Annotated in this window: 13 protein-coding genes; 12 read left to right on the forward strand and 1 reads right to left on the reverse strand. The window is 69.5% G+C overall.

What is annotated here, in order from left to right; translation table 11 throughout:
- Nucleotides 1-40 precede the first annotated feature (40 nt).
- From ACF3M1_RS05405 to ACF3M1_RS05440, 8 genes are all read left to right on the forward strand, one after another.
- Nucleotides 41-1741 carry a CTP synthase gene (locus tag ACF3M1_RS05405; protein WP_394004586.1) on the forward strand — a complete coding sequence of 567 codons (1701 nt, stop codon included), beginning with the start codon at nt 41-43 and terminating at the stop codon, nt 1739-1741.
- On the forward strand, nt 1738-2571 hold the full coding sequence (gene kdsA, locus ACF3M1_RS05410; RefSeq protein ID WP_394004587.1) for a 3-deoxy-8-phosphooctulonate synthase: 834 nt from the start codon (nt 1738-1740) through the stop codon (nt 2569-2571). Before ACF3M1_RS05405 ends, kdsA begins: the two co-directional genes overlap by 4 nt.
- An 82-nt stretch (nt 2572-2653) precedes the next feature.
- Nucleotides 2654-3940, forward strand: a complete 1287-nt coding sequence (eno, locus tag ACF3M1_RS05415) for a phosphopyruvate hydratase (protein WP_394004588.1) — start codon at nt 2654-2656, stop codon at nt 3938-3940.
- 19 nt (nt 3941-3959) lie between these two features.
- On the forward strand, nt 3960-4316 hold the full coding sequence (gene ftsB / locus ACF3M1_RS05420) for a cell division protein FtsB (RefSeq protein ID WP_394004589.1): 357 nt from the start codon (nt 3960-3962) through the stop codon (nt 4314-4316).
- Entirely contained in the window at nt 4313-5011 is a 699-nt protein-coding gene (gene ispD, locus ACF3M1_RS05425) for a 2-C-methyl-D-erythritol 4-phosphate cytidylyltransferase (RefSeq protein ID WP_394004590.1), read from the forward strand. The genes ftsB and ispD overlap by 4 nt, the downstream gene beginning before the upstream one ends.
- Nucleotides 5012-5089: 78 nt before the next feature.
- Complete coding sequence (gene ispF / locus ACF3M1_RS05430) at nt 5090-5581, forward strand: 2-C-methyl-D-erythritol 2,4-cyclodiphosphate synthase (protein WP_394004591.1); 492 nt, start codon at nt 5090-5092, stop codon at nt 5579-5581.
- Nucleotides 5578-6669: a tRNA pseudouridine(13) synthase TruD gene (gene truD, locus ACF3M1_RS05435; protein WP_394004592.1), complete on the forward strand. Its 1092-nt coding sequence runs from the start codon at nt 5578-5580 to the stop codon at nt 6667-6669. Before ispF ends, truD begins: the two co-directional genes overlap by 4 nt.
- A gap of 65 nt (nt 6670-6734) precedes the next feature.
- Nucleotides 6735-6965, forward strand: a complete 231-nt coding sequence (locus ACF3M1_RS05440) for a hypothetical protein (protein WP_394004593.1) — start codon at nt 6735-6737, stop codon at nt 6963-6965.
- 9 nt (nt 6966-6974) lie between these two features.
- On the opposite strand, the gene ACF3M1_RS05445 is transcribed toward ACF3M1_RS05440, so the two are convergent.
- Complete coding sequence (locus tag ACF3M1_RS05445; RefSeq protein ID WP_394004594.1) at nt 6975-7640, reverse strand: response regulator; 666 nt, start codon at nt 7638-7640, stop codon at nt 6975-6977.
- Between the two features lie 170 nt (nt 7641-7810).
- Here ACF3M1_RS05445 and ACF3M1_RS05450 point away from each other — a divergent pair, with 170 nt between their 5' ends.
- The 4 genes from ACF3M1_RS05450 (at nt 7811) to ACF3M1_RS05465 (ending at nt 12194) form a co-directional block, all read left to right on the forward strand.
- Complete coding sequence (locus tag ACF3M1_RS05450) at nt 7811-9670, forward strand: 3-hydroxybutyrate oligomer hydrolase family protein (protein ID WP_394004595.1); 1860 nt, start codon at nt 7811-7813, stop codon at nt 9668-9670.
- A gap of 77 nt (nt 9671-9747) precedes the next feature.
- Nucleotides 9748-10392: a transcriptional repressor LexA gene (gene lexA / locus ACF3M1_RS05455; RefSeq protein WP_394004596.1), complete on the forward strand. Its 645-nt coding sequence runs from the start codon at nt 9748-9750 to the stop codon at nt 10390-10392.
- Nucleotides 10393-10576: 184 nt separating this feature from the next.
- Nucleotides 10577-11617, forward strand: a complete 1041-nt coding sequence (recA, locus tag ACF3M1_RS05460; protein ID WP_394005189.1) for a recombinase RecA — start codon at nt 10577-10579, stop codon at nt 11615-11617.
- Nucleotides 11595-12194, forward strand: coding sequence for a regulatory protein RecX (locus ACF3M1_RS05465; RefSeq protein WP_394004597.1), 600 nt, complete (start codon nt 11595-11597; stop codon nt 12192-12194). The genes recA and ACF3M1_RS05465 overlap by 23 nt, the downstream gene beginning before the upstream one ends.
- Nucleotides 12195-12304: the final 110 nt, after the last annotated feature.

A 12304-nucleotide genomic window follows, 5' to 3' on the forward strand; every position in this document is an offset into this window, starting at 1 on the left:
CAGCCTGTAGAATGGGGCTTTCCAGCGACCCGCTGTGCTCATGACTCTCCCCAACAGTTCCGTCACTCCGCTCGTCTTCGTCACCGGCGGCGTGGTCTCCTCCCTCGGCAAGGGCATCGCGGCCGCGTCTCTGGCCGCCATCCTCGAGGCCCGCGGCCTGCGGGTGACGATGATGAAGCTCGATCCCTACATCAACGTCGACCCCGGCACGATGAGCCCGTTCCAGCACGGCGAGGTCTACGTGACCGACGACGGCGCGGAAACCGACCTCGATCTCGGCCACTACGAGCGCTTCATCAACGTGCGCCTGTCGGGCAAGAACTCGATCACGACCGGCAAGATCTACGAGAGCGTGATCCGCAAGGAACGCCGCGGTGATTACCTCGGCGCGACCGTGCAGGTGATCCCGCACATCACCGATGCGATCAAGCGCGCGATCGACGAGGCCACCCAGGGCTTCGACGTCGCCCTGGTCGAGATCGGCGGCACGGTCGGCGACATCGAATCGCTGCCGTTCCTCGAAGCGATCCGCCAGATCCGCACCGACCGCGGCAGCGACAAGGCTGTCTTCATGCACCTGACCCTGGTGCCGTACATCGCCGCCGCAGGCGAGCTTAAGACCAAGCCGACGCAGCACTCGGTCAAGGAGTTGCGCTCGATCGGCATCCAGCCCGACATCCTGCTGTGCCGCAGCGAGCAGCCGCTGCCCGACGGCGAGCGCCGCAAGATCGCCTCCTTCACCAACGTGTCGGAGAAGGCGGTGATCTCCGCCGTCGATCTCGACAACATCCACAAGATTCCGATGTGGCTGCATGCCCAGGGCCTGGACCAGCTGGTCGTCGAGCGCCTGCGCCTGGATGCCAAGGCCGCTCCGACCGCCGATCTCTCGGAGTGGATCGACGTCGTCAACGCGGTCGAGCACCCCATCGACGAAGTGACCATCGGCGTCGTCGGCAAGTACGTCGACCACAAGGATGCCTACAAGTCGGTCGGCGAGGCGCTCAAGCACGGTGGCATCCGCCAGCGCACACGCGTGAGCCTGAAGTGGATCGAATCCCAGGACATCGAGCGCGACGGCGCCGCCGCGTGGCTCGGCGATGTCGACGGCGTGCTGGTGCCCGGCGGTTTCGGCGACCGCGGCTTCGAAGGCAAGGTGCTGGCCTCGCAGTTCGCGCGCGAAACCGGCCTGCCGTATTTCGGCATCTGTTACGGCATGCAGGCCGCCGTCGTCGACATGGCGCGCAATGTCGCCGGTCTCGAAGGCGCCAACAGCACCGAGAACGACAAGCAGTCCCCGCATCCGGTGATCGGTCTGATCACCGAATGGCGCACGCAGACCGGTGAAGTGGAGCGTCGCGACGAGAAGAGCGACCTCGGCGGCACGATGCGTCTGGGCCTGCAGGAGCAGCGCCTGAAGCCCGGCACGAAGTCGCGCGAGGTCTATGGCCAGGACGTCGTGGGCGAGCGTCACCGCCACCGCTACGAATTCAACAACCGCTACCGCACCCAGCTCGAGGACGCCGGCCTGATGATCTCGGCCAAGTCGATGGACGATCTGCTGGTGGAGATGGTCGAGCTGCCGCAGCACCCGTGGTTCATCGCCTGCCAGGCGCATCCCGAGTTCCTGTCCACGCCGCGCGGCGGACATCCGTTGTTCGTCGGTTTCGTGGGCGCCGCGCGCGCGCGGCGGGCCGGCGGCGCGAAGGTCGACGCCACGCGCCTCAAGGAGGCACACGCATGAAGCTTTGTGGGTTCGAGGTCGGTCTCGACCAGCCGTTCTTTTTGATCGCCGGTCCCTGCGTCATCGAGTCCGAGCAGTTGCAGCTCGATGTCGCCGGCCAGCTGAAGGAGATCACGTCCGATCTCGGCATCAACTTCATCTTCAAGTCGAGCTTCGACAAGGCCAACCGCACCTCCGGCACCAGCTTCCGCGGCCCGGGCATGGAAGAAGGCCTGCGCGTATTGAGCGAGGTGAAGCGCCAGCTCGGCATGCCGGTGCTCACCGACGTGCACGAGTACACGCCGATGGACGAGGTCGCCTCGGTCGTCGACGTGCTGCAGACGCCGGCCTTCCTCGTGCGCCAGACCGATTTCATCAAGAAGGTCTGCGCCGCCGGCAAGCCGGTCAACATCAAGAAGGGCCAGTTCCTGTCGCCGTGGGACATGAAGCCGGTCGTCGAAAAGGCCAAGTCCACCGGCAACGAGCAGATCATGGTCTGCGAGCGCGGCGCGAGCTTCGGCTACAACAACCTCGTCAGCGACATGCGTTCTCTGGCGGTGATGCGCGAGACGAACTGCCCCGTCGTATTCGACGCGACACATTCGGTGCAGCTGCCGGGCGGGCAGGGCACCTCCAGCGGCGGCCAGCGCGAGTTCGTGCCGGTGCTGGCACGCGCGGCGGTCGCCGTCGGCGTGGCGGGCGTCTTCATGGAAACGCATCCCAAGCCGGAAGAGGCGCTCAGCGACGGTCCGAATGCGTGGCCGCTGCACCGCATGCGTGCGCTGCTGGAAACGATGCTCGAACTCGACGCTGTAACCAAGCGCGCGGGCTTCGCCGAATCCGATCTCTGACCGCAGCGTCGCCTGCATCACCGGCGGCTGCACCATCGCTTGATCCTTCCCTTTCCTGCCGAACGAGACTTCCGAACCGACCATGACGACCATCGCCAAGATCCACGCCCGCGAAATCCTCGATTCCCGCGGTAATCCGACCCTCGAAGCCGAAGTGACACTGGACGACGGCAGCTTCGGCCGCGCGATGGTGCCGTCCGGCGCCTCGACCGGCGCCCGTGAGGCGGTGGAGCTGCGCGACGGCGACAAGACGCGCTATCTCGGCAAGGGCGTGCGCAAGGCCGTGGGCAACGTCAACGGCGCGATCGCCGAGGCGCTGAAGGGCTTCGACGCCGCCGACCAGGCCGGTCTCGACAAGCGCCTGATCGATCTCGACGGCACCGAGAACAAGGGCCGCCTGGGCGCGAACGCGCTGCTCGGCGTGTCGATGGCGAACGCGCATGCGCTGGCCGCGTCGAAGAAGATCCCGCTGTGGAAGCTGCTGGCCGGCGACCGCGCGCCGGTGCTGCCGGTGCCGATGATGAACATCATCAACGGCGGCGCGCATGCCGACAACAATGTCGATTTCCAGGAATTCATGGTGCTGCCGGTCGGTTTCAGCAGCTTTTCCGAGTCGCTGCGCGCCGGCACCGAAATCTTCCACGCGCTCAAGTCGGTGCTCAAGGGCCATGGCCTCAGCACGGCGGTCGGCGACGAGGGCGGCTTCGCGCCGGATTTCCGCAGCAACGTCGAAGCGCTGGACACGATTCTCGAAGCGATCGGCAAGGCCGGCTACAGCGCCGGCGACGACGTCCTGCTGGGTCTGGACGTCGCGTCGAGCGAGTTCTTCGACAACGGCAAGTACCACCTGGTCGGCGAGAACAAGCGCCTGACCGGCGAGCAGTTCGTCGACTTCCTCGCCGACTGGGCCGCGCAGTACCCGATCGTCACGATCGAGGACGGCATGGCCGAGGACGACTGGACCGGCTGGAAGCAGCTCACCGACCGCATCGGCGACAAGGTGCAGCTGGTGGGTGACGATCTGTTCGTCACCAATCCGAAGATCTTCAAGGAAGGCATTGATTCGAAGACCGCGAACGCGATCCTGATCAAGGTCAACCAGATCGGCACGCTGACCGAGACGCTTGAAGCCATCGCGATGGCCGACGCGGCGAAGTACGCCTCGGTCGTTTCGCACCGCTCGGGCGAGACCGAGGACACGACGATCGCCGACATCGCGGTCGCCACCACGGCGACCCAGATCAAGACCGGCTCGCTGTGCCGCAGCGACCGCGTGGCCAAGTACAACCAGCTCCTGCGCATCGAGGAAGCCCTCGGCACGGGCGCGCGCTACGCCGGCCGCGATGCGTTCGTGTCGCTGACGCGCTGAGTCCGGAGCCGGCACCGCCATGCGCGTCCGCGCGTTCCTTCTCGTGCTGCTGGGCCTGGCGGGCCTGCTGGCGTGGCTGCAGTACCGGCTGTGGTTCGGCGTCGGCGGCACCACCCAGGTCGAGGAACTGCGCGGGCGCGTCGAGACACAGGCGCGCCAGAACGAGGGGCTGCAGCAGCGCAACGATGCGCTGGCGGCCGAAGTGGCCGACCTGAAATCGGGCGAGGCCGCGATCGAGGAACGCGCGCGCGGCGAGCTGGGCATGATCAAACCGGGGGAAACCTTCTACCGGGTGGTCGACGATGCGCGCCTCGCGCCGCTTCCCGTGGAACACGGCCTGGACCCCGACGCCGCTGCGCGCGGTGAAGCGCCGTGACCTGGGTCATCGTCCCCGCGGCCGGGCGTGGTGCACGCTTCGGAGGCGACGTGCCGAAGCAGTACCTGCAGATCGGCGGCCGCAGCGTCCTCGCGCATACGCTCGCCGCGCTGACCGTGCACGCCGGTGTGGCCGGCGTGGTGCTGGTGACCGGCGAGCACGACGCCCTCGAGGCCAACGCAGGCTTGGACATGGCGACGCACGGCAAGCCGCTGCTGCGCACGGTCGGCGGCGCGACACGTGCGGATTCGGTGTTCGCGGGGCTGGCTGCGCTGCCGGACACGGTGCGCGCCGACGATTTCGTGCTGGTCCACGACGCGGCGCGTCCGAACCTCGCCCATGCCGATCTCGATGCGCTGCTCGAACGCGGTCGTGCCGATCCGGTCGGTGCGATCCTGGCTGCGCCGGTGCGCGACACACTCAAGCGGGCGGGTGACGACGGCGGTATCGACGGCACCGAGCCGCGCGAGCGCCTGTGGCGCGCGCTGACGCCGCAGCTGTTTCGGCGTCTGCAGCTGGCACGTGCGCTCGAGGCCGCCGCGGCGGCCGGCGTCGCCGTCACCGACGAGGCGATGGCGATGGAACGGCAGGGCGCACGTCCGCTGCTGGTGGAAGGCGCCGACGACAACTTCAAGATCACCACGCCGGCCGATCTGGCGCGTTTCGAATTCGTGCTGGCGCAGCGCGGCGTTTGAGGCCGCGTGCGCGGCGTGATGCCGCGTGGCCCGTGGCGTGGTCACCACGCACTCTCATTCCCTTCCGAGCGAATCCGCATGTCCGCAATTCCCAGCTTCCGCATCGGTCAGGGCATCGATGTCCACGCCTTCGGCCCCGGCGACCACGTGATGGTCGGCGGCGTGCGCGTGCCGCACACGCACGGCGTGCTCGCGCACAGCGATGGCGATGTCGCGTTGCACGCGCTGTGCGATGCGCTGCTCGGCGCGCTCGCGCTCGGTGACATCGGCGTGCATTTCCCGCCGACCGACGATCGCTGGAAAGGGGCCGACAGCCGCGCGCTGCTGCGGCACTGCAACGGCCTGCTGGCCGCGCGTGGATGGCAGGTCGGCAATGCCGACGTCACCGTGATCTGCGAGCGCCCGAAGATCGGGCCGCACGCGCAGGCGATGCGCGAGGCGATCGCTGGCGATCTCGGCATCGACGTCGAGCGCGTGTCGGTCAAGGCCACGACCAGCGAGCGCCTCGGATTCACCGGCCGCGGTGAAGGCATCGCCGCGCAGGCGGTGTGCCTGCTCGTCGCGGCGTGAGCGGCGCCGACGCACTGCCGCGCGCGCACGGCGACGCGGTGCTGACGGCGACGATCCGTCAGGACGCCGAGGATTTCCGGGTCGACGAACTCGACGCGTTCGCGCCCAGCGGTCAGGGCGAGCACCTGTTGCTCACCATCGAGAAGCGCGGCATGAACACCGCGTTCGTCGCCCGGCTGCTCGCGCAGTGGGCCGGCGTCGACGAGCGTGCGGTCGGGTATGCCGGGCTCAAGGACCGGCACGCGCTGACTACCCAGCGCTTCAGCGTGCAACTGCCGGGGCGCGCCGATCCCGACGCCGCGGTGCTCGAAGCCATGGCGTCGGGCGCGGGGCAGGGCCTGCGGGTGCTGGCCGCCGCCCGGCATTCGCGCAAGCTGCCGCGCGGTGCGCTGGCGGGCAATCGCTTCGCGCTCACGCTGCGCGAGGTGCAGGGTGACCGGGCCGCGATCGAGTCTCGCCTGCAGACGATCGCCGCCGCGGGCGTGCCCAATTATTTCGGCGAACAGCGCTTCGGCCACGGCGGCGGCAACGTCGGCAAGGCGCTGGCGATGTTCGCCGCGCCGCGTCGACGCGTGGCCCGGGAGCAGCGCGCGATGCTGCTGTCGTCAGCGCGGTCGGCGCTGTTCAATCGCGTGCTGGCGGCCCGGGTCGCCGCTGGACACTGGGCGACCGGCCTCGAGGGCGAGGTGTGGATGCTCGACGGCAGCCGCAGCGTCTTCGGGCCGGAAGCGCCGGGCGCCGCCCTCGACGCGCGCGCCGCCGCGCACGACATCCATCCGACGGCGCCGCTGTGGGGGCGCGGCGTGCTGCGCACGACCGGCGAGGCGCATGCCTGCGAGCTCGCGGCGCTGGAGGATGCCGAAGCCCTGGCGCTGCGGGCCGGGCTCGAACAAGCAGGGCTTGACCAGGACCGGCGTGCCACCCGCCTGGTGCCCGGCACGCTGACCTGGGAATGGCGCGATGCCGCCACGCTGACGCTGGCGTTCGCATTGCCGGCCGGGTGCTATGCGACCGCCGTGCTCGCCGAACTCGGCAGCATCCACAATGCCGCCGGTCGGCAGGACACCGCCGTTCCGACGGACGGCTGAATCGCCCGCCCGCGCGAGGTGTAAAGCGGCAATAGGCCATTGGCGGCCGGTCGCGGAGCAGACGCATGACCACCCGGGCACGACGCAATGGTCTCGTAGTGACGGTGCTGGCGACGGCCGCGATGGCGGGATGCGCGACACAAGCGCAGAGGCCGACGCGTGCGCCGCCGCCCCGGCCCGGCCTGATGGTCCAGGACAGCGCCTACATCGCCCAGGTCGAACGAAAGGCATTGCGGCGCGGCCTGCAGGTGCAGTGGGTCAATCCACCGAAACGGCGTACTCCAAGCGCCGACTGATCGTCAGGATCAGCCTGCGACGCGCTGCGCCGGATCGGTGATCTCCAGCCCACGCAGGATCACGCCGGCATGCGTGCGGTTGCGCGCGCCGAGTTTCTCGAAGATCGCCGACATGTGCGCCTTGATCGTGCGCTCCTGCACGTCCAGCCGGTCGGCGATCTGCTTGTTGAGCAGGCCCTCGGCCACCAGCGACAGCACCCGGAACTGCTGCGGCGTCAGGCTGGCCAGGCGCGCGGCCAGGTCGGTGTCCTCGGGCGCCGACTGCGCGCGTGCGACCGCGGCGCGCAGCGCGGGCGGCAGCCACTGCTCGCAGGCCAGCACCGTGCGGATCGCATCGCGCAATTCGCCCAGGCCCGCGCTCTTGGGGATGTAGCCGGCGACGCCGTGGTCGAGCGCGCGGCGCACGACCAGCGGATCCTCGTTCGCCGAGACCAGCACCACGGCCACCGCCGGGAACTGGGCGCGGATCGCCGCCAGTCCGGCGAGCCCGTGGTTGCCCGGCATGTGCAGATCCAGCAGCACGAGGTCGACGTCGTCCTCGGCATCCAGCAGCGCCAGCACGCCGGCCAGCGTTTCGGCTTCGCGGGTGACGACGTCCGGCGCCGCATCGGCGGCCGCGCCGCGCAGTGCGGCGCGGAACAGCGGATGGTCGTCGGCGATCAGCAGCTTGGGCATTCGGGGGCCGGGATTGGGGATTCGGAATCAGGGATTCGGCGGGGTGGCCGCGAACGCTGGCGTCGAATCCCGCGTTCGGATCCGATCGCCACACTAGCAAGCCCGGGCCGGCCGCGCGGCTGGTACCAAAGTACGATGGCCCACGGTGAGCGCACTGCTACGGTGCCTGCATGACCAAGATCCGCATGCTCCGGCCGCTGTGCCTCGCCACCCTCGCGCTCTCGCTCGCCGCCTGTGCCGGCAGTGCGATGCGAAGCGATCCTGCCTCGATGCGCGGAGACGACGCCACGATGTTCAGCGCCCAGCGCACCAGCCTCCATCGCGGCGACGACGATCTGCTGACCGCCGGCCTCGGGCTGGCCGGCCTGCAGGCGATGACGCCGCCGACCTTCGCCGACCCCGAGCGTCCGCTCGGCGCCGAAGCGCGTCGTCGCGCGTTGTGGGCGAACTGGCGCGGCATCGCCGACCTCGCGCCGGGGGGCGGCTACGGCACGCTCTACGGCAGCCTGGCTGCGGTGCCGGGCCGCGAATTCCACGCGCTGGCCACGGTGCCCGGCGCCTCGCAGCCGCACCGCGTTCTGGTGCAGGTACCCGACGGCTTCGACCGCACGCGTCGCTGCATCGTGGTGACCGCATCGTCCGGCTCGCGCGGCATCTATGGCGCGATCGCCGTCGCCGGCGCCTGGGGTCTGCCGAAGGGCTGCGCCGTCGCCTACACCGACAAGGGTGCAGGCACCGATTACTTCGATGCCGATGCGGGCATCGGCATCGCGGCCGACGGCACACCGTCCGCTGATCGCGCACAAGCCATATTCGCGCCCGAGGGCACGGGGCAGGGCGTCGCGTTCAAGCACGCGCATTCCGGCGACAACCCCGAGGCCGACTGGGGCCGTCATGTGCGCCAGGCCGCCGAGTTCGCGCTGCAGGCGCTCGGCGAGGCGTATCCGGACGATGCGCCGTTCGACTTCGACAGTACGCGCGTCATCGCGGTCGGCATCTCCAATGGCGGCGGCGCGGTGCTGCGCGCGGCGGAGCTCGAAGGCGACTGGCTCGATGCCGTGGTCGCCGGCGAGCCCAGCATCCACGTCGACGCGCCGGGCGCGCGCGCGCTCTACGACTACACCACCGAAGCCGCGCTGCTGATGCCGTGCGCGCTGCTCGCCGTCGACAACCTGCCGCAGCCGCCATTGACCGCGCAGGTGGCGCCGCTGTGGACCGCGCGCTGCGCCTCGCTGCGTGCGGCCGGTCTGGTCGAAGGCACCGACCCTGCGTCCCAATCGCAGTCCGCGCTGCAGACCCTGCGTGCCAACGGCTGGACCGATGGCGCCCTGCGCGCCGGCGCGCTGTCGGTCGGCTTCGATCTTTGGCGTGCGGTCGCGGTGACCTATGCCTCCGCCTACGGCCGCTATTCCGCCGATGCGCACCCCTGCGGGTACCGGTACTCGGCCCAGGGCGCCGATCTCGCACGCCGCGCCGCGACCGCGACCGAACGGGCTGCCTGGTGGAGCGACGGCAGTGGAATTCCGCCGGGCGCTGGCGTCGGCATCGTCGATCCGCCAATGGCCGGTCCGGACCCCGTGCTGCCGGGTCTGCAATGCCTGCGTGCGCTGGCCGTGGGCGATGACGCCGATGCGCGCCGCGTCCAGACCGGCATCGCCGAGACCCGTGCCGGCCTGCCGCGGAGCGGGCTGCCGGTGGTCGTCGTGCACGGCGTCGACGACGGACTGATCCCGATGGCCTTCACCAGCGTGCCCTACGTGACCACCGCGCAGGCGGCCGGGCGCGAGGTGCGCCTCTGGCAGGTGCCGCATGCGCAGCACTTCGACGGTTTCCTCGCGCTTCCCGACTACGCCGCCCGCTACGTGCCGCTGCTGCCGTACGTGTATGCCGCGCTGGACCAGGTGGACGCCCATCTCGATGGCGGACCGCTGCCGGCCGACGCGGTCGTCGGCAGCACACCGCGGGGTGGGGCGGTGCTCGACGGCTCGCATCTGGCTGTGCCGACGCCTGTGGCGGCGCCCGCCCGATAGCGGCGGGCGTTTGAGCCGGCGCATCGCCCCCGGCATCAGGCTTGCGTCTAAATCAGTTAGTAGTAATACTACTAACCATGAACCTGTCCACGACCCAGCGCGCCATTCTCGAGATGATCGGTGACCGCATCGAGGCCGAGGGCATGCCGCCGTCGCAGACCGAGATCGCACGGGCATTCGGGTTCAGCGGCGTCCGCGCCGCGCAATACCACCTCGACGCACTCGAGACTGCAGGCGCGATCGAGCGGCTGCCGGGCCGTGCGCGCGGAATCCGGCTGCGCGTCGCCCCGCAGGCAGCGCAGCACCTGCTGCCACTCGGCGATGCACGCACGGCCGAGGCGCTGCGCCTGCCGGTGCTCGGCCAGGTGGCCGCCGGCCTGCCGATCGGGGCGGACATCGGCTCGGACGACTACGTCGTGCTCGACCGCGTGCTGTTCTCGCCGTCGCCGGACTACCTGCTCAAGGTCAAGGGCGATTCGATGCGCGACGAAGGCATCTTCGAGGGCGATCTGATCGGCGTGCATCGCACCCGCGATGCGCGCTCCGGTCAGATCGTCGTCGCCCGGCTGGACGACGCGATCACCGTCAAGCTGCTGAAGATCGGCAAGGACCGGATCCGCCTGCTGCCGCGCAATCCGGACTACGCACCGATCGACGTATTGCCCGACCAGGACTTCGCGATCGAAGGCCTGTACTGCGGCCTGGTCCGGCCGAACCGGTGAGTCGGCGCGATACCCATCGCGGTCGCGGTGTTTCCCGACCGGCCGGCGCCCGATCCACTCCTGACCGGCCGGCACGTCCGGCTCTAGCGTCGACATCACCACGCCACTGCGTCGCAGCCTGTGCGATCCGCGCCTGCGACGATGCGTCCCACACACCGGAACACGAATGACGAGGACCACCACGATGGACGAGAACAAGAAGCGCGCGCTGTCCGCAGCCCTGAGCCAGATCGAGAAGCAGTTCGGCAAGGGCTCGGTGATCCGCATGGGCGACCGCGTGTCTGAAGTGGTGCCGGTGATCCCGACCGGTTCGCTGCAGCTCGATCTCGCACTCGGCATCGGCGGCCTGCCGCGCGGCCGTGTCATCGAAGTCTATGGTCCGGAGTCCTCGGGCAAGACCACGCTGACCCTGCAGACGATCGCGCAGTGCCAGAAGATGGGCGGCGTCGCGGCGTTCATCGATGCCGAGCACGCGCTCGATCCGACGTACGCCGCGAAGCTCGGCGTCAACGTCGAGGACCTGCTGGTCTCGCAGCCCGACACCGGTGAGCAGGCGCTCGAAATCGCCGACATGCTGGTGCGCTCGAACTCGGTCGACATGGTCGTCATCGACTCGGTCGCCGCGCTGACCCCGCGCGCCGAAATCGAAGGCGAGATGGGCGACCAGCTGCCCGGTCTGCAGGCCCGTCTGATGAGCCAGGCGCTGCGCAAGCTGACCGGCAACATCAAGCGCAGCAACTGCATGGTGTTCTTCATCAACCAACTGCGCATGAAGATCGGCATCATGATGCCGGGCCAGAGCCCCGAGACCACGACCGGCGGCAACGCGCTGAAGTTCTACGCCTCGGTCCGCCTCGACATCCGCCGCATCGGCGCGATCAAGAAGGGCGACGAGATCATCGGCAACCAGACCCGCATCAAGGTCGTCAAGAACAAGATGGCGCCCCCGTTCAAGCAGGTCATCACCGAAATCCTCTACGGCGAAGGCATCAGCCGCGAGGGCGAGCTGATCGACATGGGTGTCGAAGCCAAGCTGATTGAAAAGGCGGGCGCCTGGTACAGCGCGGGCGACGAGCGGATCGGGCAGGGCAAGGAAAATGCCCGCCAGTACCTCAAGGACAACCCGGAGGTCGCCGCGCGCATCGAGGCGGGGATCCGCGAGAAGCTGTTGCCTGCAGCAGTGCTGGCGGCCGCGGCGGCCAATGAAGAAAGCGACGACGACTGAGTCAGGGCCTGCCGGCCCGGTCGACGGCCTGGTCCGCCAGCCCGCGACGACTGATGACGCGGGCAACGACGACGCCGGTGCAGAGAATGCGCCGGCGTCGCCGCGTCGGCGCCGGCGTGAGGCCACGCCCGCGCAGCGCGCGCTCGCCCTGCTGGTGCGGCGCGAGCACTCGAAGCCCGAGTTGCAGCGCAAGTTGATCGCGCGCGGGATCAGCGACCACGAGGCGGAGGCAGCCGTGGCCACGATGGCCGACGCGGGTTGGCAGGACGATGCCCGATTCGCCGCCAGCCTTGCGCGTGCACGGGTCATGGGCGGCTACGGTCCGGTCCGGATCGAGGCCGAGCTGGCGGTCCACGGCCTCGCCTCGGATGTCATTGCAGGCGCCTTCCAGGCGCTCGAAGACGAGGGCGATGCCGACTGGCCGGCCCGCGCGCTCGACCTGCTTGAACGACGCTTCGATGCCGTTGTTCTCGCTGACGACATGGCGGCCCGGCGCAAGGCAGGTGATTTCCTGTTGCGGCGGGGCTTCGGTGCGGAAGTATTGCGCACCGCAATCCGACGTTTCTGCGGCCGCTGAGCGGCCGATCAGGGCGGCGACAGCGGGCGATGCCCCGGCCGTGGGGGCGGGCAGGAAGGGCGGGCGGCCTGCTACCCTTTGCCGATTGGGCGACAGCTTCGGACCGAGAC

This window comes from Luteimonas sp. WGS1318, from assembly GCF_043187535.1.
Lineage (GTDB): Bacteria > Pseudomonadota > Gammaproteobacteria > Xanthomonadales > Xanthomonadaceae > Luteimonas.